Genomic DNA, 22,486 nt, shown 5'->3' with positions numbered 1-22,486 from the left:
TTTTTATATCTTAGTTAAATTTAGCGCAAAAGCTTTTTGGCTCAAAAGCACTTCATCATTTTCTTTAAAATCTTTAGCTTCTAAAGGGCTTAGTGCTACTTGGCTGATTTGATTACCTATGGCAAGTATGGCTATAAATATGCTATCTTGCTTTTGTAGTTTTAAAATGCGTGCTTTTATAGCAAATTTTTGTGAGCCTTGTGTTTTTAAAAAAACTTCATTAGGCGAGCCTTTTTTGATGATGGTTCCATTTTCTAAAATGATGACTTTATTAGCTAGTTTATAAACTTCACTTACATCATGGCTGATTAAAATAGTAGTGATTTTATAAGTTTTGTGTATATTTAAAAGATAATCATGCAAGTGTAGTTTTATCTCATTATCTAGGGCGCTAAATGGCTCATCTAAAAGTAAAAGTTTGGGTTTTTGCATAATGGCTCTTGCTAAAGCTACGCGTTGTTTTTGTCCTCCACTTAGTTCTAAAATATGACTTTTTTTGTGTTTGCTTAAATCTAAAAGTTCTAAAAGCTCATTGGCAAATTTTAGATCTTTTTTGGCAAAAAGTAAGTTTTGCTCTACATTCATATTTTCAAATAAAGCATAATCTTGAAAAACAAAACCAAGTTTTCTTTTTTGTGGGCTTAGAAAGTTTTTATCATCAAAAAATATCATATCATTAAAAATGCAAATTCCTTGCGCTTTTTCAAAACCTGCTAAAATTCTCAAAAGCGTAGTTTTACCACTACCACTTTTTCCAAAAATAGCACAAAAATCCCCGTCTTTAACTTCAAATTTAACCTTAAGTTTAAATTCTTTTTCTTTATTTTTAAAGATTTTTTCAAAGTCAAGTTTTAGCATAAATACTCTTTGATAAATAAAGCGCTAGGATGTACATAAGCAAATACAAAATCATTTTTTTGATAGTCTTGCTCTAAAAACTCATGGGTACTAATTTGAGCTTCAAAAGTGCAAATTTCATTTTCTAATCTTACGATAGTGATGATTTGTCCTTGAAAAATATCAATGATTTTTGCATAAAAGGTATTTAAAAATGAGTTTTCTAAATTTTTTTTACTAAGCAGACATTCGCTACTTTTAAAAGCAAGTAAAACTTCTTGATTAATGCTTGCTTTTTCATCAAGTTCTAAAGCAAGCATATATAATTTATGTTTTTTTATAAGAAATTCTACCCAGTTTATATTTTCATGATTTTTTATAGTATTTATTTTGGCTTTAATCATGGGACATTATAGCCATAAGCTTTGAAAATTTCCTTAGCCTTTTTGCTTAAAATAAAATCATAAAATTTCTTAGCTTTGGCATTATCTTTACCATAAGAAGTAATGATAATGCCTTGATTGATTGGTTCATAAAGCTTTGGATCGATTAAAATATAATTTTTTCCTTCTTGGAGTTTATAAGATTTTAGTGTATCTTCATATAAAGCACTTGCTGCTACAAAACCCACATCGGCTGCTTTTAGTGTTTGAGTAAGTGCTTCTCCTATGGATTTTGCTTCGATGATTTTAGTTTTTGTTTGCTCATAAATTTTAGCATTTTGTAAAGTTTCTATACTAGCTTGACCATAAGGAGCAGCTTTGGGATTAGCTATGGTGATGATTTTTACTTTTTCTTCTTTAAGTATGTCTAATCCTTTGCTTAAATCCATTCTAACACTGAGTAAAGCTAAAGCCCCTTGAGCATAAATAATAGGTTTTGTACTAGCAAAATTATCATCATATAAGCTTTGTGCAAATTTCATATTTGCAGCCATAAATATATCAAATGGCGCTCCATTTTTGATTTGCGAAACTAAATTTCCACTAGCGCCTAAGCTTACATTGATACTAATATCAGGGTTTTCTTTTTGAAATTCTTTTTGCAAGGCTTTAAAAGCATAAGCTACATTTGCAGCTGCAGCGATATTTACATCAGCGCCATAGCCAAAAATACACAAAAAAAGTAGGGTGAAAATTTTTTTCATTTTTAATCCTTTTAATAGCAAATTTTGAAAAAATTATAGCTTATTTTTAAAAGCAAAAATAAATTTGTATTTTTTGCATATTTTCTAAGACTTATTTTATAAGTAAATAAAAATTTTTAATCTTTTTAAAGAATATTTTAAAAGCATTTTAATGTAAAAATTTATTTTAATTTTTGTATAATTTACGATTTCAATTTATAAAATTTTAAAAGGAAAAAGCTTGTTAAAATACATACTAAGCTTGTGTTTATTTTTTAATACTTTGATTTTAGCCAATGACTTTGAAGATTTTGAGCAAGAATATCAAAAAAAGGAAATCAAAGATAGCTTTTATACCTATAATAAAGCTATGAGTAAATTTAATTATGATCTTTATACTTATTTTTTAAGACCAGTTGCACTTTCTTATAAAAGTGTTACTCCAAGTTTTATAAGAACAGGAGTAAAAAATGCTTTTGATACTACAAGATCGCCTTTTAGATTTATCAATCACCTTTTAAGTTTAGAATTTAGAAAAGCTGGTGAGGAATTTGGAAGATTTTGTGTGAATGTGCTTTTTGGATTTGGTTTGTTAGATAGTGCAAGTAAAACTCCTTTAAAAAGTTATGAGGCTGATTTTGGGACGACTTTGGGTAAATGGGGAGTAGGCAGTGGACCACACTTAGTACTTCCACTTTTAGGCCCTTATAATGTAAGAGATGCTTTAGCTTTACCTGTGAATTGGTTTATGGTGCCTGAGGGGTATATTGAGAATTTTTGGGTTGGAGTAGGTGTAAATGCTGCATTAAAATTAAATGAATTAAGTTTTGAGTATGAAAAAATAGATGATATTTACCAAAATAGTGTAGATTATTATACTTTTATACGTGATGCGTATGAACAAAGACGCCAAGAACTCATCAAATAAGGAGAATAAATGAAAAAAATCATAGCTTTGCTTTTTAGTGTAGTCTTTGCACTTGCTTTAAATTTGCAAGATATTTCTAAAATTATGCAAGAAAAAATTGATGAGAGCTTAAAAATTTTAGATCAAAATAAAAACGATAAAACCAAAGCAGCGCAAGAAATCTTTGCTTTATTTAATGGTGTTTTTGATTATGAACTTATGGCTAAACTTAGTCTTTCTACAAGATATGAAAAATTAAGTGAAAATGAAAAAAATGAATTTAACAAAGCCTTTGAAAAAAATCTTAAAAAAAGTTTCACAGATAAGCTTGCTTTGTATGATTCTCAAAAATTAAAAGTGATTAATTTAGAAGAAAAAAATAAAAGAGCTTTTTTGAAAACTTCTATGATAGTAGATGGCAAAGAAAATTTTGTAATTTTTAAATTTTATGATAAAAATAATGACTGGCAAATTTATGATGTGGATATTTTTGGTATAAGTATCATACAAACTTATCGCTCACAATTTAAAGATGTCTTGCAAAATGGTGATTTTAAAACCTTACTTGAAAAGCTTTCTAGCGTTGATTTTTCTAAATAATGCTAAGTAAAATTTTAAAAATCTTTCTTAATTTCCCAAAGCTAACTTTGGGGATTACTTTAATCTTTTGTGTATTTTTTAGTTTTTTTGTTAAAAATTTAAGTGTTGATGCAAGTGCTGAAAGCTTGCTTTTAGAGCATGATGAGGGTTTGAAATTATATAGAGAAGTTTCAGCACGTTATGGTAATGATAATTTTTTAATGCTTGCTTTTGCTCCTAAATATAAAGATATTTTTGCTAAAGAAAATTTAGAAACTATAAAAAACTTAACTCTTGATTTAGAAAAAATCAATGGTGTGCAAAAGGTATTTTCTATCGCCAATGCGCCTTTACTTGCAAGTTCTAAAGGTAAAGAGTTAAAAGAGCTTATCCAAAATATACCTAATATTTTTAGTCAAGATGTGGATATTAATCTGGCTAAAAAAGAAATTTTAAACCAACCCTTTTATAAAAACAATATCATCTCAAAAGATGGAACAACAACGGGAATTTTGATTTATCTAGCGCCTGATCTTGTTTATAATGACTTGATTAATTCAAGGGATAATGCACACAATGAAAATGAAAAAGAGTATTTCAGGGTCTTGATTAAAAAACACCAAGAAAACTCAAGAGAATTTAGTGCAAAAAGATTAGAAGAAATTACTAAAATAGTATCTAAGTATAGTCAAAATGGAGACTTTTTGCACCTTGGTGGTGTAGAAATGATCGCCAATGATATGATTAATTATGTAAAAAGTGATTTAAAAATTTATGGTCTTAGCTTAATAGGGTTTTTATTTATAGCGCTTTGGTGGTTTTTTGGCTCTTTGCACTTGGTGTTTTTGGCTTTGGGAATTTGCGTGGTTTCGCTTTTTACTTCAAGCGGGATTTTCGCACTTTTGGGCTTTGATATTACTGTAGTGTCTTCAAACTATGTAGCTTTAGTGCTTATTATCACCGTTTCTGTTGTGATACATTTGATCGTACATTTTATAGAAAATTTACATAAACACCCAAAAGCTAGTGTTTATAAGCTTTTACTCTCAACCTTACTTGATAAAGCAAGTCCTAGTTTTTATGCTATTTTAACCACAGTTGTTGGGTTTTTGAGTTTTATTTTTTCAGATATTGAGCCTATTATCAAACTTGGTATTATGATGAGTCTTGGTATCAGTGTGAGTTTGATTTTAGCTTATATTTATTTTGCAAGCATTTTGGTATTAATCCCACGTCTAAATTTTAAAGAGCTTAATCAAAATTCGTTGAAATTTTTAAGTTTTTGTGCAAATGCAAGTTTAAAACATAGAAAAGTTATCTATGGCATAAGTTTATTTTGTGTGGCTTTTGCTTTGTATGGAATTTTACAAATCAAAGTAGAAAATAGCTTTGTGAGTTATTTTAAAGATAGTTCTAGGATTAAACAAGGTTTATTGATTATAGATAAAGAGTTAGGTGGAACTATGCCTTTAGATGTGATTGTCAAGTTTAAGCAAGATTCAAAACAAAATGAAAGTTTAGATGAGTTTGAGCAAGAATTTGATGATTTAGCCAAAGATGATAGATATTTTTTTAGCAGTGAAAAAACAAGAATAGCTGCTAAGGTTCATGAGTTTTTAAGCAAGCAAAAATATGTAGGTTCTGTACTTAGCTTGCAAAGTTTGCTAGAGCTTGGAAAAAGTATTAATGATGATAAGGCTTTAGATGATTTTGCTCTAGCGTTTTTATATGAAAATTTAGATGAGAATTTTAAAAAGCAAGTTTTAATCCCTTTTGTAAGTGTAGAAAATAACGAGCTGCGATTTAGCGTGCGTATGTTAGATAGTGATCCAAATTTAAGACGCGATGCTTTTTTAAAACAGCTTGAAAAAGATTTAAAAGAACTTTTGCAAAATAATAATGTAGAGGTTAAAATCAGTGGTATTATGCCTTTATATAATAATATGCTTCAAAGTCTTTTTTCATCACAATTTGACACTTTGGCTTTTGTGGTGCTTGTGATTTTTGCTTTATTTGTGGTAATTTTTAGAAGTTTTGTTTATGCTTTTGTGGCGATTTTGGCTAATCTCATACCTTTGGCTTTAGTATTTGGTTTAATGGGTATTTTAAATATACCACTTGATATTATGAGTATTACCATAGCTGCTATTTGTATAGGAATAGGGGTTGATGATATGATTCATTATATCCATCGTTTTAAAGAAGAATTAAAGCATAAAAGCTTAGAAGAGGCTATAAAAGCTTCGCATATGGGTATAGGAAGTGCGATTTATTATACTAGCGTTACGATTATTCTAGGTTTTTTAGTAATGATTAGTAGTAATTTTATCCCGACGATTTATTTTGGTTTACTTACGGTTTTGGCTATGAGTTTGCTTTTATTTGGTTCGCTTTTTTTATTACCAAGTTTTATTTTAAGTTATCATTATCTTAAGCAAAATTATAATAAAGCAACATCCAAATCACATAAAGCCCAAAAGCAATAAGCATATATTTTATAAATTGTTTCATTAATACTCCATTTTTTCTAATGTTCTTAAGATATAAGTAGCAAACATTAGTGCTTGTGAGCGGTGTGAAATTTTTAATTTTACTTGCTCATCTAATTCACCTAAGGTTTTATCAAAACCTTTTGGGATAAATAAAGGATCATATCCAAAGCCATTATTACCCTTTGGAGTATCAATAGCAAGGCCATGCATATATCCATGCGTGCTAAAATGTCCATATTTTGAACTTATAGCTATGGCTGCAGTATAAAAAGCTTTGCTTTGATGTAGATTTTTTTCATGTAAGGCTTGGATGAGTTTGTTTCTATTGGCTTCATCAGTGCCTTCTTGAGAGTATCTTGCAGAAAAAATCCCTGGTGCATTGTCTAAAGCCTCTACACTTATACCGCTATCATCACTTAAGGTGATAAATTCATTTTGTTTTTTGTCTAAAGCATTAAAAATGGCTTTAGATTTTATTAAAGCATTTTCTTTAAAACTTGTGCCATCTTCGATGATTTCAAAAGGATCGATGATTTCATTTAAGGCATAAATTTCATAAGAAGTTAAAAATTTTTTGATTTCTTCTATTTTGTGTGCGTTAGAAGTTGCTAGAATGATTTTTAATTTTTTCTTCATAAAATACTCTTTTTGTTTTGACTTTAAAAAAAGTTTATCAAAATCATAGTAAAATTATCCTTTATAAGGAGAAAAGATGTTAAAAACTGTTTTACCTTTGTCTTTTATTGTGGGAACTAGATTTTTTGGATTGTTTATAGTTTTGCCGGTTTTAAGTTTATATGCTTTAAATTTAAAAGGAGCCAATGAGTTTTTAGTAGGACTTTTAGTGGGTGTGTATGCTCTAACTCAAATGGCATTGCAAGTTCCTTTTGGAATCATTTCGGATAAAATAGGGCGTAAAAAAACTATGCTAATAGGACTTGTGGTGTTTATCATAGGTTCTTTGGTATGTTCATATGCTGATGATATCTATACGATGATGTTTGGAAGGCTTTTACAAGGAGCAGGGGCCATAGGAGCAGTAGCTACTGCTATGATAAGTGATTTTATCAATGAAGAAAATCGCGGTAAGGCTATGGCTATAATGGGTTCATTTATAGGACTTTCTTTCGCAGCTTCTTTGGTGCTTTCTCCTTTAATGAGTGCCAAATTTGGACTTTCAAGTTTGTTTGATTTAAGTGCGATTTTGAGTTTAATTTGTATCGTGCTTTTATTTAGCGTTGTGCCTAAAGAGCATACAATAGTACATGAAAATACTAAAACTCCATTAAAAAAACTTCTAAAAGAAAAAAACTTAGCTTTGATGAATCTTACTAATTGTATGCAAAAAATGCTTATGAGTATTGCGTTTTTAAGTATTCCTTTGGTTTTAGTGCATGAGTTTAATTACCCGAGTGAGAATTTATGGCATGTTTATGTTAGCTCTATGGTACTTGGGTTTTTAGCTATGGGTTTATCAGGATCTTTGGGAGAAAAAAGAGGCTTAAGCAAAGAGATATTGCTTTTAGGTGTGGCATTTTTTATCATTGCTTATATTGTATTTGCTTTTTCGCATAATGCTTTAGTGTTTATGGTAGGTGTTGTAGTGTTTTTCATAGGATTTAATTTGCATGAGCCTATTATGCAAAGTTGTGCGAGTAAATTTGCTAAGGTAAATGAAAAAGGTGCAGCTTTGGGCGTGTTTAATGCTTTTGGTTATTTTGGAAGCTTTTTAGGTGGTGTTGTAGGGGGATATTTTTTACACCATTTTAGTTTAGTTTCTCTTGCTTTTATTTTGATAGCTTTGTCTGTAATTTGGTTTGTGCTGCTTTTGTTTTTACAAAGTCCAGCAGATTTTAAAAATGTCTATTTATCTTTAGAAACAAAACATGATTTAAATATGATTAAAGGCATAAATGGAGTTTTAGATGTGTATAAAAACTCTAAATTTTTAGTGATTAAATACAATAAAAAACTTACAAGTGAAGAAGAAATTTTAGCGATTATTGAAAAATAATCGCTTTTATACAAAATGCTTTTCTTTTAAAATCACATATAATTTTAAAGTAGAAATAAAGAAAGTTAAAATAGCAGGTCCAAGGATAATACCCCAAAAACCAAAACTTGAAATTCCTGCTATCATCGCAAAGAAAATTAAAAGTTCGTTAATTTGCGTTGGAATTTGAACAAGTTTTTCATTAATCCATTTAATGATATAGGGTTTTACTAAAGTATCTGCGATAAAAGATATCATTACCACGCTATAAATGAAAATCACTAAAGCACCGCTTAGATTGTTATTGGCAAATTCATATAAAGAAACAGGCACATAAATTAATGCTCCGCCTACAACAGGGATTAAAGAACTAAAGCAAAATAATATCCCCATTAAAATCGCATCATAACCATAAAATTTAGTAATGATAGCAAAAAGCACCCCTTGTAAAATGGCATTTAGCACCATAGAATAAAACACCACAGACATTACATTGCTCACTTCACTTAAAATACCTTGAGTTTCTTCTTTTTTCATAGGTACTATGGTTTTGATATAGCCAATGAGTTGGGCTCCATAAAGATTAGCAAAGAAATAAAACACACAAATTAACACCATATCAGTTAGAAATTTAGTCCCGAATTTAGTTGCGCTTGAAAGATAGGTTAAAACATCTTTAGAAATGGAATTTAAATCAATACTTGCTAGTGCTTCTTTGATTTTGGGCTCTATAAAGCTTAAAGATTCAGGTAGGTGTAAAGAGTAATTTTTAAAATATTCTATGGTATTGTGAATATAACTTATATTAAAACCGCTAGCAGCTTTTGCAAGTTCTATAATAGCATATACAAAAGGTATAAAAAATAAAGCCAGCATAAAAGTAGTAGTAGCTGTTGCTGCAACGACTTTTTTACCTTTGAATATATTTAAGAATTTAACATTAACATTAGAAGTAGAAACAGCCATTAAACTTGCTATGGCTATATTCATCAAAAAAGGTTTAAATAAAAAAAGCACCCAAAATAAAATGATCAAAATAAAGCTAATTAAGAAAAAATTACTACTTTTCATCAAATAAACCCTTGTTGTATTTTAATTTGAAAACATCAAAGCTTTTTAAGCTTGCAATACGACCTTTAGCTGTTCTTTCTATATAGCCATTTGCTAGTAAATATGGCTCTATCACATCTTCTATGGTATTTTCATCCTCACTTAATGCTGCAGCTATACTAGAAAGTCCTATAGGTTTTCTTTTAGCTTCAGTTAAAAGCTCTAAATACCTCAAATCCATTGCATCAAAACCAAGCTCATTTACCCCTAAAGAATCAAGCGCTTCTTTAGCTCTTTTTTCGCTAATGATTTCCTCATCATTAACATCAGCAAAGTCTCTTACGCGCTTAAGCAATCTTAAAGCAATCCTTGGGGTAGAACGACTGCGTTTGGCTATTTCTAAAGAAGCTTTTTTTTCACAAGTTTTATTAAGCTTTAGAGCTGCTTTTTCTAAAATGATAGCAAGCTCTTCATTTTTATAAAATTCCAAGCGAAATTGCATACCAAAGCGATCGCGTAAAGGATTGCTTAGCATACCTGCTCTTGTGGTAGCACCAATGAGTGTAAATTTAGGCAAATCGATTTTTATTGTTTGTGCAGCAGGTCCACTACCGATGATAATATCAAGACGAAAATCTTCCATAGCAGGATAAAGCACTTCTTCTATGGCAGGACTTAAGCGATGAATTTCATCGATAAATAAAATATCTCCCTCATTAAGATTGGTTAAAATCGCAGCTAAGTCTCCACTTTTTTCTATCATGGGTGCAGCGGTAGTTTTGATATTTGCATTCATTTCATATGAGATAATATTTGCTAAAGTTGTCTTACCAAGTCCTGCAGGCCCACTAAAAAGGATATGATCTAGACATTCATTTCTTTTTTTAGCAGCTTTGATGAAAATTTCTAAATTTTTTTTAATGTTTTCTTGTCCTATATAGCCGTCAAAATTTGAAGGTCTAAGGCTTGTTTCATAAGTTTCATCAGGGGAGAATTTTTCAATCTCTATGATTCTGTCCATATTTTTTCCATTTTATTTTGTAAGAAATTTTAATTTTATCTAAAATTTGCTAAAATAAACATTTAAACTTAGATTATAGAAGTTTTTATGGGAATTTTAGAGCAATTAGAGTTAGATTACGAGCTTGAAGAAATCGAGCGTTTTTTGTATTTTTTTAGAAGTCTTTGCGATGTTTTAGAGCCTTTGATAGTAAAACTAAGTAGCGATAGCTTAAAATACAAAGAAGCTTTAAAAGACTTAGAGCAAAATATTCATAATGTAGTTTGGGCTGCTAAAAGATTAAATTTAGATGAAATTGCAAATTTTTGTACATTCTGTGAAGAAATTATGCAAGAAGCAGCTAAATTTGATGGGCCTGCTAGCGATGAATTTGTGGATTGGATGTTTTTAGTGGGTGAGCAGCTTGATAGATATTGCAGTGATTATGAAAAAAATACTTCTTTTTTAAGTGTATTTAACCCTAAAATTGCAAATGTTCCAGATAAAATTTCTAAATAACGGGGACGACTTGGCTTCGACAGGAGTAGAGTGGCCTTGGTGGCATGTCGCTTTGAGCAAAGCGTATAAAGCTCAAATTAAAATTAAACGCAAACAACGTTAAATTTGCTCCTGCTTACGCTAAAGCTGCGTAAGTTCAGTTGAGCCTGAATTTTAAGTGATACTATCTAGCTTAGAATTTGGTTATTTTCGATAGTGTAGATTGAAATTTGACAAGTTTTAATCGAAGTTAAAGTCTTAGTCTAGCTTGAAATTTTGGAAGGTGAGTTTGGCTAGATGAAATTTTCACCTTTGCTAAGCATGTAGATGCCGTGGTTGTTTTATTTTTGGACAGGGGTTCAATTCCCCTCGTCTCCACCAATACTTAGTTTTTTATAATAACCAGCAAATTATATTTTCTATTTCAGATTCTATATTTTAATATAATTAAAGTCATGCTCGGTTGATTCAATTTCATAATTACAAATAAAAACTTCTTGCTGTTTTATATTTTCTTTTCCACAAGCATGATATTTAAAATTATTAGGTGTATAAATGTTTAAATTATTTTTGATGCAAAATTCTTTTAATAGTGTATTTTCGATGTTTTTATTTATAAATACATTGCTCAAACCAAAATTAATTCCATTTTTATCCAGTTTTTCACAAACATTATAAAGTAGAGTATCATCTTTTTGATTCCAACTATTATTTTCATTATATGTTGCTGTTGTTATTCTATATGGTGGATCAAAATAGACAAAATCATCTTTTGAAATATTTATTTTATCTATTAAATCAATAAAATTTTCTTTATAAAAGGAAATATTTTTTTTAAAGAAGGAATGTCCAATTGTTATATTCTTTTCATTTTTAGTAGAAAAGTAATTATTTCCAAAAGGCATATTAAAATCACCTTTTTTGTTAGTTCTAAATTGTTGTGAAAACGCAAAAAACATAAGAGTATATAGATCTAAAACATTTTTATTTTTATTATATTGATCTCTAAAAATATGATATGCTTTTTTATATTTATCAACTTCTTCTTTATCACTGAAACAGCGAATAGTTGTTTTTTGTGGTAGATTAAATTCTGCAATTCTTTGTTTTATATGATTAATTATTTCATTAGCTTCATATTTTAAAAACATTTGGTAGTAAGAGTGTAAGGTATCATCTATATCATTTATTATATAGAATTTAGCTTTAGTATTCATGGAAATGCTTGCACTTCCTGCAAAAACATCTATAAACTTATTAATTTTTTTAGGAAATAAATTTATTAATCCTTTTCTAATCAAACGAGATTTATTACCCATATATAATATAGGGCTTAAAAATATTTCACTCATTGATTAGTAATTTCCAATTAATATTGTTTTGACTGCATAATCTATTTAATTCTCTTAATTTATTGGAAAATTCCTTAAAGGTTAATTTTTCAATTTTTTCATATTCTATGTATTCTAAATGTTTTGGTTTCGAGGTAGTGTTTTCATATTCATATAAGATTTTATAGTTTATTTTTGAAACATAAAAAACTTTAACTTCTTCTATATATTTTTCTTTATTATTTAATTCCTCTAAAATGATTTCATTATTTTTTTTAATTTGTTTATATCCATCTCCATAATTAACTAGTATTAATTTTGCATTTAGTTGCTTGGAAAGTTGAAAAAGAGAATGAAATTTTCTCCAGTTATATGGATAGTATTTTGGATCTGACGTATGTGGTGTTAAATAACCGCTTTCGCATTTTAAGTATTCAAAGATATAATATTGATTTGTTTTATTGTCGTGTAAAAGATAAATACTATCTATATCAAAACCATATGTTTTATCACCATTTAAACATTTGATAATAAATTCTTTACTAGAATCATCATTTTTACTAATTATTTTACTAGACATTGTTTTTATTTACCTTATATATTTTAATATTATTATTTTTAATTTACAAAATTATATTTTGTCAAAAGCTGATTAGTTTTTCTTCAAATATATAAATGATAATTTTTTAAGTAAAATATTTTAAAAATTTAAAAGAAAACTAATTTTAGATTTTCTTTGCAAGGCAATCCTTGCAAAGAATTTATACAAATAAAGAATTTACGCTTTCATTATGATAAACTCTGCGTATTACCTCACCAAAAATAGGTGCTACGCTTAGGACTTTGATTTTATCCATTTGTTGTTTTAAAGGTATAGTATCAGTTACTACTAGCTCATCAAGCGCATCTTTGGCTATTCTTTCATAAGCTACACCACTAAGTACAGGGTGAGTACAGCAAGCTATAACTGACTTTGCACCTTTGCTTTTAAATACTTCAGCAGCTTTTACTATGGTTCCTGCTGTATCGATGATATCATCTACTAAAATCACTTCTTTATCTTTTACATCACCGATGACATTCATCACTTCGCTTTCATTAGCTTTTTCGCGTCTTTTATCTACTATCACTATATCAAGTCCTAAAGCTTTTGCTACGCTTCTAGCTCTTGCTATACCGCCTATATCAGGGCTTGCGATGATAGGATTTTTGTAGTTTTTATTTTTAATATAATCATTAAAAATAATACTTCCATAAAGATTATCCACCGGTATATCAAAAAAGCCTTGAATTTGTCCAGCATGTAAGTCTATGGTAGCTACTCTATCTACTCCTGCTGATTCTATAAGATTTGCTACTAATTTTGCAGTAATTGGCACTCTAGGACTTGCTTTTCTATCTTGTCTAGCGTAACCAAAATAAGGGATGATAGCTGTGATAGAGCTTGCACTTGAGCGACGCAGAGCATCTGTCATGATTAAAAGTTCCATTAGATTATCATTTGTTGGAGCACAGGTGCTTTGGATGATAAATACATCTTTACCACGCACGCTTTCATCTATTTGAATGCTAATTTCACCATCGCTAAAACGCTTCACACCTGCATTGCTTAGAGGCAATGAAAGGTATTTTGAGATTTTTTTAGCAAATTCTTCATTTGCTGAACCAGAAAATATTTTATATCCACGCATATATAAGCCTTAGAAAGTTTTTTGTGATGATATAAAAAGTTTTTTAAAAATACAATAAAACATATTAAAAGCCGTGCAATCTTTTTAAATCCGCATCAATAGGAAATTTATTTCCATCTTTATCTACGCTTACATAAGTTACTACAGCTGAAGTTACATGCATACAATACACACGGCCATATTCATTAGCTCTTTGAGTAACTACTTCTACTGCTACGGTGATGGATGTATTACCCGCTTTGATGATTTTTGCATAGCAAGATACCAAATCACCTACGAAAATTGGCTCTTTAAAAATGATTTTATCTACCGCAACTGTGACAACTCTTTGTGGAGAAAGTTCTCTTGCAGCAATGGCTCCAGCTAGATCAATTTGTGACATAATCCAACCGCCAAAGATATTACCAGCGGGGTTTGTATTGCTTGGCATAGCTATAACTCTTAGCTTAGGTTCTCCCATATCTTTCATACATTCTCCTTGTGTTTTAAAAAAAACATTATAATTAAGTTTTAAAAATAAAGAAAGGTAAAAAATGAATGATTTTAAGCAAATAGCAAAAATTGTGAAAAATAGGAAACAAAATATCAATAGTCTTTATAATATACTTCAAACTAATCAAAATCATCCTTTGATAGATAGAGCTTTAGAACTAGCTAATCTTGAAAATGAAAAAAGTAATGTTTTGGCAATGTTGCGTCGTTTGGTGGATTTAAAAGAGGAAAATTTAGTCCAAGAGCTTGAGAAAAAAGGTTTAAACGAAGAAGAAATTTCTCAAATAAAATATAAAGTTTTTTCTTTAGTAAGAGCCTTTTATGAAGTAGAACACCAAGATTTAATCGATGAGATTAAAAGTAAAAATTTACTTGATGAGTTTTATTTGGCTTTAGTTCAAGGTGTGCATAATATAGGTGTAGTTATGAATTCTTTTGAGCTTGTTTGGAGCAAGCAAATTTTAGATACAAATAATAAAATCTTAAAAGAACAATTTCCAAATTTAAGCGATGCTTTGGAGTTTTTAAAACAAAATGAGCTTTATCAGCTTAATCAAGATGGTGAAATTTGTGAAAGAAGCTATGGAGCTTTAGTTAAAATAGGAACACTTTGGAGATTTTTGCCTTATGCAAAGGCTTTTGAAAATGAGGTTTTAAAGCTTGAATATGAGTTTGATAAGCTTTTAGAAAAACTAAGAAATTGCACGTTAGATGATGAAAAAAATGCTTATATTAATTATATAGAAAAATTAAAATTTGCTTTTTGTGAAAAAGATAATAATGAAGTGGTCAAAAAATGGCAAGAAGCAGAGCTTGCGTGGATGGAAGTAAAATGTCCATTGCAAATTGGCCATCCTTTAGAATACTATGAAGATTCTTACACTCATGCAGTGGCGCTTGAATGGGATATACGCTTAGAAGATGTGAGTGGTTTTAACGGGAGCGAATTTAAAGAAAAAATCAAAAAAAGCTTTGCTATGGTGTATGCAAATTTAGAAGAAGAAGATGAGGCTTTGTTTGATGAAGTGAATTTTAATCTTGATAAAACTCAGCTTTATATTTGTATGCCTATGATTTTTTATGGAGCAGAGCTTAAGGGGCTTTTTTCTGCTCAAGTAGTGCCAAATGATGAGTATGTAAGCAATATAGCAGGTAAAAAGATCTTTGCTTTTTTAAATTATGTTTATGAAAATGCTAAAACCAAGCCTTTTATGAAGCTTTCTTCTATGGTATTTGAAAAAGAATTTTTAGATTATGGTAGAGAAATTTTATTTTATAATGAAAAATTATGGAAAAGAATTTATGAGGTTTCTACCATAGGTCATGAGTTTGGACATATTTTCTTTGTGGCAAATGATAGCGAAAAGAAAATGAATGAAAGTGGTGTATTTAAAAATATAGAAGAGTTTAAAGCTACTGCAGGCGGGCTTGTGAATTTCTTTTTACATGAAGAAGATGATTTAAAGCTTCCTGTATTTTATGAGCTTATTAAAAGGGCTATAGGATTGATCGCTTGGCAAAGAGTAGAGGAGGTTAAGCCTTATTATACTGAAGGTTTGATTCATTTGTCATTGTTGTTTAAATCAGGGGTATTATCTTTTGCAAATGAGAAATTAAACATTAAATTTGATGAGGAAGCTTATGAAGCCTTTAAGGCTGTATTTATGCAAAATTACTATAAGCTAGCAAGACATTATATGTTAAAAGAAGATGCTAAAAATTATTTAGATGAATTTTGTGTTTTAGAAGATGAGGTGTTTTTACCACTTGATGAAGAGTGTAAGGAATTTGTAAAATACTACTATGAATTACACAAGTTTTATGGTAATGAAATTGATGAAAGCGGAGAGTTTGAAAAATACTCTAATGTAAAATAAAATTTTATCAAGAAGAACTTAGCTTTCTTCTTGATATTTGCTATTTTCTAATGCTTTTTCCATATCTTTTTGCGTTTTTAAAATTGCTTTACTAAAACCATTTAGCACTGAAAATGGGGCAAATTGCGCTGCTCTTTTTTCTCTTGACATTGGTGGAAATTGTTTTGATTTTTGATATTTTATATCTATTATATCTTTATAATCATCATGCATTATGGCCTCCTATTAAAGAAGTAATTTCTTTAGTTTCATTATCTAAACTTGAAGCTTTTAAAATAGCCTTTTTGCCAAATTTTTGCATAATTTGAAGTCTTGCTTTTTGGAGATTTTCTTCTTTTTCAAGTTGATTTTTTTCTTGTGAAATTGCATTAAAATCACTAAATAAATTTAATTCTTGGTAGTTTTTTTGTGCTTTATCTGTGATATTATTTAAACTTAGGCTGATTTTTCTAATGCTTAAGCTTTTATCGCTGATTTTGCAAAAAAGCTCTAAGGTTTTTTTATTGATGATTTTTAGAGAATGGGTAAAATTTTCTAAATTTATACTTCCATGAGCATTTTTAGGTATAGTTCTTCCATAGCTATCTTTAGTGGTAACTCCTTTATAAGAAGCTAAAAGGCTTGAATTTTCTAAGTTGCTTTTATCATATTGTATATCTAGCGTGATATGATTTGTTTTAAGATTATTTTGTATAAGTTCAAGTACTAAATGATCTACAAGTTCTTTTAAAACTTTCATTGCTTGAGTGTTATCATACGCAAAAGGTAAAACCTTAGCCATGACTTTAGAATGATTTTGTGATTTATAGTTTTTGATATCTTTCATTGTACAAGTTTCAATACCCCATGCATGATCGATTAATAGTTCAGCATTAATACCAAAGTGTTTATAAAGTAAGGCTTCGTGTTTTAAAGAAAATCTTGCAAGATCTCCCATAGTGTGAATGTTTAAATTTGCAAGTTTTAAAGCAATACCTTTACCTATACGCCAAAAATCTTTTAAAGGTTTATGATGCCATAATTTATATCTGTATAATTTTTCATCTAAAAAGGCTATAAGTAAGCCATTTTCATCTACTTTTTGTCTTTTAGCAAGTATATCCATGGCAATTTTAGCTAAGTATAAATTTGTGCCTATGCCTGCTGTTGCAGTGATTTTGCTTGTGTGTAAAATATCAAGTAAAATTTTAGTAAGTAGCTCATGAGCTGAAAGTTTGTATCTTTCAAGATAAGAACTAAGATCAATAAAAACTTCATCAATAGAGTATAAATGGATATCTTTAGGATCAAAATACTTCAAATAAATGCTGTATATTTTTGTGCTAAATTCTATATAAGTAGCCATTCTGGGTTTAGCTATGATATAGTCTAGTTCTAAATTTAAATCATTTTCAAGTTCTAATGTATCAAAACTTTTAGCTTTGAAGTGGTGTTTTTGAGCTTGTTTTAATCTTTCTTGGTTAATCGAATGGATTTTTTGTTTAAACTCAAAAAGTCTTAATCTACCAGGTATATTGTAAGTTTTTAGCGCAGGTGAAACTGCTAGTATGATGGTTTTATCTGTTCTTGATTCATCTGCTACAATGAGATTAGTTGTTAAGGGATCTAGATTTCTTAAAACACACTCAGCTGAAGCATAAAAAGATTTCAAATCAATAGAAGCATAAATTTGCATAGTATGTGAAACTTACCTTTAGATTTATTAAGTTTGATAGTATTAATTATAACAATAAAAAATATTAAAATAGATGAAAGGAAATAGATTTTATAAGGTGGCGGACAGAGAGGGATTTGAACCCTCGAGACCCGTTAAGATCTGCACCCTTAGCAGGGGTGTGGTTTCAGCCACTCACCCATCTGTCCGTATTAAAAGGAAAAGTATATCTTATTGATTATAAGATATACCTTAAATTTATACACTAAGATAAGCTATAATTAAAGTTATAACAAAACCAACACCTAAAACTGCGATTTGTTTACCCCTGTCTTTGCGTATAGCTATGATAGTGATTAAAAGTCCTGAAATATAAAGGATTATCATAGCAAGTGCAAAAGCTAGTCCAAGAACAGAAAAATACCACATACCTTTATCTTTGTGAAGTAAAATCATATTTCCAAGTAAACTTCTTTCTTTTGTGATAATTTCATAATTGTTTTCATCTATTTTGACAATACTTACAGTATAGTTTATAGCACCAAGCTCTATGCCATTGCCTTTTTTGTTAAGTTTTGGTTCCAAAGATGAAGGAAGTTTTAAGTTATTTTTCTTTAAAAAATCAATTAAAAATTCAGCTTCAGCGCCTTCTTGGATAATGGCTTGAACTTTTTGAGTTTGAATTTTAGCTCCACTTTCTCCATCAAAACCAGCTATATAAGCAAAACCAGTAACAGCATATAAAAATGCTAGTGGTAAGAAAAACAAGCTAATGTAAATGTGAATTTGTCTGAATAATTTGTTTTTATTCATTTTTACTCCTTTTTGAAAATAATGAGAAGTATATTATTAAAAGGTGAAGTGAAAATAAAATTTTAATCTTTTTTAAATTTACGAGCTAGAGTAAAAAAGCTTCGAATGATTCCATAAAGCACATATAAGCTTGCGACGATTAATGCACTTTCTAAAAAATACAAATAAAGCATGGAAAATAAGACCACTAAAAGGATTAATACTTTTAAAACATTTGCCCGTTTTAAATCAATTTTTTTAAAACTTGGATATCTTATATTGCTTACCATTAAAAAAGCTAAAAGCATTTGAATGCATACTATCATCAAAGAAAAATCACGTAAAAAATCATAATATAAATAAGCGCTTACCCATAAAGCACTTACAACTGCAGCTGTTGGTATAGGAAGTCCTATAAAAACTGAAGGTTCATAAGTACCTGTGGTAACATTAAATCTTGCTAAGCGTATAGCGCCAAAAACTACAAATAAACCAGCTATTAAGGAGCCAAAACGATCATATTCATAACCTATACTCATATAAAAAAGCATAGCAGGTGCAACACCAAAGGCTATTAAATCTGCTAGCGAATCAAACTCAACCCCAAATTTAGAAGTAGAATTAGTAGCTCTTGCAACGCGTCCATCTAAGCCATCACAAATTAATGATAAAATGATATAAATTAATGCTTTATCAAAATTTTGATTAATAGAGGCAATCACTGAAATAATGCCTAAAAATATGGAAGCAGCTGTAAAAAGATTAGGTAAAATATAAATTAGTTTAAAATTCATGGATTTAAGTATCCTATCAATGCACCAATGCGTACTTTATCGTTTTCATTTACGCAAATTCTAGTATCTTTTGGAAGTAATAAACTCACACTACCATCAAACATAAAACCTATATTTTGTCCATGGTTTAAATGATGACCAAAATCACCAATATGAACTTTTCTATTTAAGGCGCCAAAAATGATGCGTAATGCCCATTGTTTGCCTTTAGAGCGCGCTAAAAATAACATTCTTTCACCCATTAAATTTGTATTTTTCATAAATGGACATAAAAAAAGTCCGTGTCTTGGTCTAGTTTCTTCTATATCCATATTAAGTGGAGCTATGATATTGCCTTGATGAATGATATTGTTTATAATTTGCACTTCTATGCATTCACCAAGCTCTTTATATGAGCTTGTTTTAATGCATTTTATTTTTCCTTCTATGGGAGCTATGATAGTATTTGGATCTGCTATATAATCGATTTTACTAGCTCTAAAAAGGCAAGCAAAAAGTATAAAAATACACCATAAAAGCCAAGAAAATCCCCATATAAATTGAGCTATTGCAAAAACTATAGCTAGAATTATAAGTAAATTCCAGCCAGTCTTTGCAATAAAATTTGTTTTCATTAGTTATCCTTAATAACTTCTTGTTCTTTTTCTTCTAAGCGCGTTGGAAGATTGTTTTCTTCTTCATAATTTTTAATAATCTCTCTAACTTTAGCACCATCAATAGTTTCTTCTTCATAAAGTGCTTGTACCATTACTTCTATAGCACCGCTATAAGTTTTTAAAATTTCTTTTACGCCTGCATAGCGTTCATCTAAGGTTTTCTTCACATACTCATCTAAATCTTGAGCCATTTTATCAGAATAATCTTTGATAGTTTGTCCACCACTTAAGAAAGTATTTCTTTGTTTTTCAAGCACCATTAAACCTGCGATTTCACTCATACCATACATAGAAATCATAGCTTTTATGATGTCAGTTGCACGTTCAAGGTCATTGCTTGCACCAGTTGAAATTTCTTTAATGAAAATTTCTTCAGCTGCACGTCCACCTAAAAGTACATCAACTTCAGCCAAAAGCTCATGTTTTTGCATTAAAAATTTATTTTCTTCAGGAGTATTGAGTGTATATCCTAAAGCTGCTAAACCACGCGGTATAACAGAAACTTTACTTACTTTTTTAGCACCTTTTGTGGTTTCAGCGATTAAAGCGTGGCCGCATTCATGATAAGTTACGATTTTTTTCTCTTTATCATTAATTCTACGTGATTTTTTCTCAAGTCCTGCTATAGCTCTTTCTACTGCTTCAACTAAATCTTTTTGTTCTACATGTTTTTTAGAGTCCCTACCCGCAAGTAAAGCTGCTTCGTTAATGATATTTGCTAAATCAGCACCTGCAAGACCTGCTGTTAATCTTGCGATATCTTCTACTTTTACTTCAGGTGAAATTTTAACATCTTTCATATGAACTTTTAAAATATCACATCTGCCTTTAAAATCAGGTTTATCTACTAAAACTTGTCTATCAAAACGTCCTGGTCTAAGTAATGCCGCATCTAAGACTTCAGGACGGTTTGTTGCTGCTAGTACGATTACTGGCGAGCTTTCAGTACCAAACCCATCCATTTCTGCTAGAAGTTGATTTAAAGTTTGCTCTCTTTCATCGTTTCCACCCATCATGCCACTTGCAGCACGTGATTTACCTATAGCATCAATTTCATCTATAAATACAATAGCTGGAGCTTCTTTTTTAGCATTTTCGAATAAATCTCTAACCCTGCTAGCTCCAACACCCACAAACATTTCTATAAAAGATGAACCTGATACGCTAAAAAATGGCACATCAGCTTCGCCTGCTACTGCTTTTGCAAGTAAAGTTTTACCTGTACCTGGAGGGCCTACAAGCAAAAGTCCTTTTGGAATTTTTGCTCCAAGATTGATATATCTTTCAGGATATTTTAGAAAATCAACAATTTCTTTAACTTCTTCTTTTGCTTCTTCAACACCTGCAACATCATTAAATTTAACTTTTGGTTTTTCTGAATTTACAAGCTTTTTAGAGCTTCCTATGCCAAGTATAGATCCGCCCATATTTTTTTGCATACGAGAAGCTAAAAACATCCATATACCAAAGAAAATAAATACCGGTAAAACCCAAGAAAGCAAGATATCTATAAACCAATTACTCTCGTTAAAAGCTCCATAAGAAACGCCTTTTGAATCAAGCAAAGGTACAAAAGTAGCATCATTTGGAACTTTTTTGGTAATATATACCATATTTCCTGCTTTAGACACTGCTTTTATGGTAGTTTGACCTATATTAACTTGGGCAATTTGATTGTTTTCAATTAAAGTTTTTAATTCAGAATAAGTAACTTTTTTGGTATTTTCTCCGCCCATAATACCCATGCTACCATCATCTGAAAATCCTTTAAATAAAAGAATCATCACAATGGCAAAAATAGCGAAAATAAAAATAGGATTTTTATTAAAAAAGCTATTATTGTTTGGATTATCTTTTGGTTCGTTTGGTTTTTTATTCATTATTTTGTTTCCTTTTTGTAAGTTAAACTCAACCACTCTCCTTTGTGTTTACATTCTAACAAAGTCAAATCTTTGAATTTATCTTTAATTCTTTCTTCATATTTGTTTAAAATACCAGATAAGATTAAAATTCCACCTTCTTTGGTTTTTTCTTTAAGATCTTTTTCTAGTATGATTAAAATATCAGCAATGATATTTGCCACAACTATATCATATTTATGTAAGCTTTTATTAATAGAACCTACCCAAATATCATCAAAGTTAACTTGATTTAATTTTGCATTTTCCTTGCTTGCAACTATGGCTAGCTCATCTGTATCGCAAGCTTGCACTTTAGCTCCGAGCTTTGCCATGATGATACTTAAAATCCCACTTCCACAACCCACATCTAAGCAAAATTTGGAATCATCTGTGTATTTTTGTAAAAATTCTATGCAAGTATAAGTGCTTTCATGATGTCCTGAGCCAAAAGCTAGGGCAGGATCTATAATGATATTGATTTTATCTTGTATAGCTTCTTGCCAAGTGGTGTGAATATGGATATTATCAATGGTTAAAGCTTGTATGCCTTTTTTATACTCTTCTATCCAGTTTTTATTTTCTTTTTTTTCTAAAGTAGAATGAAAATAAATCTTAGTGTTAAATTTTTCACATAATTTTTGATGAAAGCTTTGTAAGGCTATTTGAATGAGTTTTATATCTTCTTCTGATCGTATATAAACGCCATCATTTTTTTCTTCTATGGCATCTATATCTAGAGAAAAAACAAGATCAAGGAATAAATCTAAATATTCCTTGTCTGTTTGAAAAAAAAGTTCGTAATAATGTGTTTGCATG

The 22,486-nt window shown here is 29.7% G+C and carries 23 protein-coding genes, 1 tRNA gene and 1 other RNA gene; 7 read left to right on the top strand and 18 right to left on the bottom strand.

Features of this window, described 5'->3' with window-relative positions:
* Positions 1 to 3: 3 nt before the first annotated feature.
* Genes CLCT_RS06250 through modA form a run of 3 tightly spaced genes read right to left on the bottom strand, consistent with a single transcriptional unit; the run spans position 4 to position 1,984 of the window.
* Positions 4 to 858 (bottom strand): sulfate/molybdate ABC transporter ATP-binding protein, encoded by an 855-nt coding sequence (locus CLCT_RS06250; RefSeq protein WP_149062609.1) that lies wholly within the window; start codon positions 856 to 858, stop codon positions 4 to 6.
* Entirely contained in the window at positions 852 to 1,241 is a 390-nt protein-coding gene (locus CLCT_RS06245; RefSeq protein WP_149062608.1) for a hypothetical protein, read from the bottom strand. The genes CLCT_RS06250 and CLCT_RS06245 overlap by 7 nt, the downstream gene beginning before the upstream one ends.
* Entirely contained in the window at positions 1,238 to 1,984 is a 747-nt protein-coding gene (gene modA / locus CLCT_RS06240; protein ID WP_149062607.1) for a molybdate ABC transporter substrate-binding protein, read from the bottom strand. Before modA ends, CLCT_RS06245 begins: the two co-directional genes overlap by 4 nt.
* A gap of 220 nt (positions 1,985 to 2,204) precedes the next feature.
* On the opposite strand from modA, the gene CLCT_RS06235 reads away from it, so the two are divergent.
* From CLCT_RS06235 to CLCT_RS06225, 3 genes are read left to right on the top strand one after another with little or no spacing between them, the layout of a single operon-like run.
* Positions 2,205 to 2,891: an MlaA family lipoprotein gene (locus CLCT_RS06235; RefSeq protein WP_052239471.1), complete on the top strand. Its 687-nt coding sequence runs from the start codon at positions 2,205 to 2,207 to the stop codon at positions 2,889 to 2,891.
* Between the two features lie 9 nt (positions 2,892 to 2,900).
* Complete coding sequence (locus CLCT_RS06230) at positions 2,901 to 3,470, top strand: Tgt2/MlaC family protein (RefSeq protein ID WP_149062606.1); 570 nt, start codon at positions 2,901 to 2,903, stop codon at positions 3,468 to 3,470.
* Entirely contained in the window at positions 3,470 to 5,935 is a 2,466-nt protein-coding gene (locus CLCT_RS06225) for an efflux RND transporter permease subunit (RefSeq protein WP_149062605.1), read from the top strand. Before CLCT_RS06230 ends, CLCT_RS06225 begins: the two co-directional genes overlap by 1 nt.
* A 24-nt stretch (positions 5,936 to 5,959) precedes the next feature.
* Here CLCT_RS06225 and CLCT_RS06220 read toward each other — a convergent pair whose 3' ends face one another.
* Positions 5,960 to 6,577: a non-canonical purine NTP pyrophosphatase gene (locus tag CLCT_RS06220; RefSeq protein ID WP_039668761.1), complete on the bottom strand. Its 618-nt coding sequence runs from the start codon at positions 6,575 to 6,577 to the stop codon at positions 5,960 to 5,962.
* 76 nt (positions 6,578 to 6,653) lie between these two features.
* On the opposite strand from CLCT_RS06220, the gene CLCT_RS06215 reads away from it, so the two are divergent.
* The gene (locus tag CLCT_RS06215; RefSeq protein WP_149062604.1) at positions 6,654 to 7,955 is read left to right on the top strand and encodes an MFS transporter; all 1,302 of its coding nucleotides are present in this window, start codon (positions 6,654 to 6,656) and stop codon (positions 7,953 to 7,955) included.
* A 6-nt stretch (positions 7,956 to 7,961) separates the two neighbouring features.
* Here the strand turns inward: CLCT_RS06215 and CLCT_RS06210 are convergent, their stop codons facing one another.
* On the bottom strand, positions 7,962 to 9,005 hold the full coding sequence (locus tag CLCT_RS06210; RefSeq protein ID WP_039668759.1) for an AI-2E family transporter: 1,044 nt from the start codon (positions 9,003 to 9,005) through the stop codon (positions 7,962 to 7,964).
* On the bottom strand, positions 8,995 to 10,005 hold the full coding sequence (gene ruvB, locus CLCT_RS06205; protein WP_149062603.1) for a Holliday junction branch migration DNA helicase RuvB: 1,011 nt from the start codon (positions 10,003 to 10,005) through the stop codon (positions 8,995 to 8,997). Before ruvB ends, CLCT_RS06210 begins: the two co-directional genes overlap by 11 nt.
* An 87-nt stretch (positions 10,006 to 10,092) precedes the next feature.
* On the opposite strand from ruvB, the gene CLCT_RS06200 reads away from it, so the two are divergent.
* Both CLCT_RS06200 and ssrA read left to right on the top strand, forming a co-directional pair.
* Positions 10,093 to 10,503: a histidine phosphotransferase gene (locus CLCT_RS06200; RefSeq protein WP_149062602.1), complete on the top strand. Its 411-nt coding sequence runs from the start codon at positions 10,093 to 10,095 to the stop codon at positions 10,501 to 10,503.
* 1 nt (position 10,504) lies between these two features.
* Positions 10,505 to 10,863: a transfer-messenger RNA gene (gene ssrA, locus CLCT_RS06195) on the top strand.
* Between the two features lie 50 nt (positions 10,864 to 10,913).
* On the opposite strand, the gene CLCT_RS06190 is transcribed toward ssrA, so the two are convergent.
* From CLCT_RS06190 to CLCT_RS06175, 4 genes are all read right to left on the bottom strand, one after another.
* Positions 10,914 to 11,834: a Dam family site-specific DNA-(adenine-N6)-methyltransferase gene (locus tag CLCT_RS06190; RefSeq protein ID WP_039668756.1), complete on the bottom strand. Its 921-nt coding sequence runs from the start codon at positions 11,832 to 11,834 to the stop codon at positions 10,914 to 10,916.
* On the bottom strand, positions 11,827 to 12,393 hold the full coding sequence (locus tag CLCT_RS06185; protein ID WP_149062601.1) for a hypothetical protein: 567 nt from the start codon (positions 12,391 to 12,393) through the stop codon (positions 11,827 to 11,829). The genes CLCT_RS06190 and CLCT_RS06185 overlap by 8 nt, the downstream gene beginning before the upstream one ends.
* A gap of 181 nt (positions 12,394 to 12,574) precedes the next feature.
* Positions 12,575 to 13,504, bottom strand: a complete 930-nt coding sequence (locus tag CLCT_RS06180; RefSeq protein ID WP_039619082.1) for a ribose-phosphate pyrophosphokinase — start codon at positions 13,502 to 13,504, stop codon at positions 12,575 to 12,577.
* A 64-nt stretch (positions 13,505 to 13,568) separates the two neighbouring features.
* The gene (locus CLCT_RS06175; RefSeq protein WP_012661971.1) at positions 13,569 to 13,973 is read right to left on the bottom strand and encodes an acyl-CoA thioesterase; all 405 of its coding nucleotides are present in this window, start codon (positions 13,971 to 13,973) and stop codon (positions 13,569 to 13,571) included.
* A gap of 64 nt (positions 13,974 to 14,037) precedes the next feature.
* Here CLCT_RS06175 and ciaB point away from each other — a divergent pair, with 64 nt between their 5' ends.
* A complete protein-coding gene (gene ciaB / locus CLCT_RS06170) occupies positions 14,038 to 15,873 on the top strand; it encodes an invasion protein CiaB (protein ID WP_149062600.1) in 1,836 nt (611 codons plus the stop codon).
* An 18-nt stretch (positions 15,874 to 15,891) separates the two neighbouring features.
* On the opposite strand, the gene CLCT_RS06165 is transcribed toward ciaB, so the two are convergent.
* From CLCT_RS06165 to CLCT_RS06130, 8 genes are all read right to left on the bottom strand, one after another.
* Positions 15,892 to 16,086 carry a hypothetical protein gene (locus tag CLCT_RS06165; protein WP_039668753.1) on the bottom strand — a complete coding sequence of 65 codons (195 nt, stop codon included), beginning with the start codon at positions 16,084 to 16,086 and terminating at the stop codon, positions 15,892 to 15,894.
* On the bottom strand, positions 16,079 to 17,548 hold the full coding sequence (locus CLCT_RS06160; RefSeq protein ID WP_149062599.1) for a Y-family DNA polymerase: 1,470 nt from the start codon (positions 17,546 to 17,548) through the stop codon (positions 16,079 to 16,081). The genes CLCT_RS06165 and CLCT_RS06160 overlap by 8 nt, the downstream gene beginning before the upstream one ends.
* Positions 17,549 to 17,646: 98 nt before the next feature.
* A tRNA-Ser gene (locus CLCT_RS06155) sits at positions 17,647 to 17,736 on the bottom strand.
* A 49-nt stretch (positions 17,737 to 17,785) separates the two neighbouring features.
* On the bottom strand, positions 17,786 to 18,340 hold the full coding sequence (locus tag CLCT_RS06150) for a hypothetical protein (RefSeq protein WP_149062598.1): 555 nt from the start codon (positions 18,338 to 18,340) through the stop codon (positions 17,786 to 17,788).
* Between the two features lie 62 nt (positions 18,341 to 18,402).
* A complete protein-coding gene (gene pssA / locus CLCT_RS06145; RefSeq protein ID WP_039668750.1) occupies positions 18,403 to 19,113 on the bottom strand; it encodes a CDP-diacylglycerol--serine O-phosphatidyltransferase in 711 nt (236 codons plus the stop codon).
* A complete protein-coding gene (locus CLCT_RS06140; protein ID WP_149062597.1) occupies positions 19,110 to 19,727 on the bottom strand; it encodes a phosphatidylserine decarboxylase in 618 nt (205 codons plus the stop codon). Before CLCT_RS06140 ends, pssA begins: the two co-directional genes overlap by 4 nt.
* Positions 19,727 to 21,649, bottom strand: a complete 1,923-nt coding sequence (gene ftsH / locus CLCT_RS06135; RefSeq protein ID WP_149062596.1) for an ATP-dependent zinc metalloprotease FtsH — start codon at positions 21,647 to 21,649, stop codon at positions 19,727 to 19,729. Before ftsH ends, CLCT_RS06140 begins: the two co-directional genes overlap by 1 nt.
* Positions 21,649 to 22,485, bottom strand: a complete 837-nt coding sequence (locus CLCT_RS06130; protein ID WP_039668748.1) for a 50S ribosomal protein L11 methyltransferase — start codon at positions 22,483 to 22,485, stop codon at positions 21,649 to 21,651. The genes ftsH and CLCT_RS06130 overlap by 1 nt, the downstream gene beginning before the upstream one ends.
* Between the last annotated feature and the right edge of the window lies 1 nt (position 22,486).

The organism is Campylobacter lari subsp. concheus (genome assembly GCF_008245025.1).
GTDB classification, from domain to species: Bacteria; Campylobacterota; Campylobacteria; order Campylobacterales; family Campylobacteraceae; genus Campylobacter_D; species Campylobacter_D concheus.
Note: the sequence above shows the minus strand (reverse complement) of the source record. Positions and strands in the feature narration are given on the sequence as shown.

Bases quoted from the DNA above. Each gene is read 5' to 3' on its own strand.
- CLCT_RS06185 (WP_149062601.1), bottom strand. From the start codon at position 12,393: ATGTCTAGTAAAATAATTAGTAAAAATGATGATTCTAGTAAAGAATTT.
- CLCT_RS06140 (WP_149062597.1), bottom strand. From the start codon at position 19,727: ATGAAAACAAATTTTATTGCAAAGACTGGCTGGAATTTACTTATAATT.
- CLCT_RS06215 (WP_149062604.1), top strand. From the start codon at position 6,654: ATGTTAAAAACTGTTTTACCTTTGTCTTTTATTGTGGGAACTAGATTT.
- CLCT_RS06210 (WP_039668759.1), bottom strand. From the start codon at position 9,005: ATGAAAAGTAGTAATTTTTTCTTAATTAGCTTTATTTTGATCATTTTA.
- CLCT_RS06245 (WP_149062608.1), bottom strand. From the start codon at position 1,241: ATGATTAAAGCCAAAATAAATACTATAAAAAATCATGAAAATATAAAC.
- ciaB (WP_149062600.1), top strand. From the start codon at position 14,038: ATGAATGATTTTAAGCAAATAGCAAAAATTGTGAAAAATAGGAAACAA.
- ftsH (WP_149062596.1), bottom strand. From the start codon at position 21,649: ATGAATAAAAAACCAAACGAACCAAAAGATAATCCAAACAATAATAGC.
- CLCT_RS06250 (WP_149062609.1), bottom strand. From the start codon at position 858: ATGCTAAAACTTGACTTTGAAAAAATCTTTAAAAATAAAGAAAAAGAA.
- CLCT_RS06230 (WP_149062606.1), top strand. From the start codon at position 2,901: ATGAAAAAAATCATAGCTTTGCTTTTTAGTGTAGTCTTTGCACTTGCT.
- CLCT_RS06160 (WP_149062599.1), bottom strand. From the start codon at position 17,548: ATGCAAATTTATGCTTCTATTGATTTGAAATCTTTTTATGCTTCAGCT.
- pssA (WP_039668750.1), bottom strand. From the start codon at position 19,113: ATGAATTTTAAACTAATTTATATTTTACCTAATCTTTTTACAGCTGCT.
- CLCT_RS06150 (WP_149062598.1), bottom strand. From the start codon at position 18,340: ATGAATAAAAACAAATTATTCAGACAAATTCACATTTACATTAGCTTG.
- CLCT_RS06175 (WP_012661971.1), bottom strand. From the start codon at position 13,973: ATGAAAGATATGGGAGAACCTAAGCTAAGAGTTATAGCTATGCCAAGC.
- CLCT_RS06190 (WP_039668756.1), bottom strand. From the start codon at position 11,834: ATGAGTGAAATATTTTTAAGCCCTATATTATATATGGGTAATAAATCT.
- modA (WP_149062607.1), bottom strand. From the start codon at position 1,984: ATGAAAAAAATTTTCACCCTACTTTTTTTGTGTATTTTTGGCTATGGC.
- CLCT_RS06130 (WP_039668748.1), bottom strand. From the start codon at position 22,485: ATGCAAACACATTATTACGAACTTTTTTTTCAAACAGACAAGGAATAT.
- CLCT_RS06220 (WP_039668761.1), bottom strand. From the start codon at position 6,577: ATGAAGAAAAAATTAAAAATCATTCTAGCAACTTCTAACGCACACAAA.
- CLCT_RS06200 (WP_149062602.1), top strand. From the start codon at position 10,093: ATGGGAATTTTAGAGCAATTAGAGTTAGATTACGAGCTTGAAGAAATC.
- CLCT_RS06225 (WP_149062605.1), top strand. From the start codon at position 3,470: ATGCTAAGTAAAATTTTAAAAATCTTTCTTAATTTCCCAAAGCTAACT.
- CLCT_RS06180 (WP_039619082.1), bottom strand. From the start codon at position 13,504: ATGCGTGGATATAAAATATTTTCTGGTTCAGCAAATGAAGAATTTGCT.
- ruvB (WP_149062603.1), bottom strand. From the start codon at position 10,005: ATGGACAGAATCATAGAGATTGAAAAATTCTCCCCTGATGAAACTTAT.
- CLCT_RS06165 (WP_039668753.1), bottom strand. From the start codon at position 16,086: ATGCATGATGATTATAAAGATATAATAGATATAAAATATCAAAAATCA.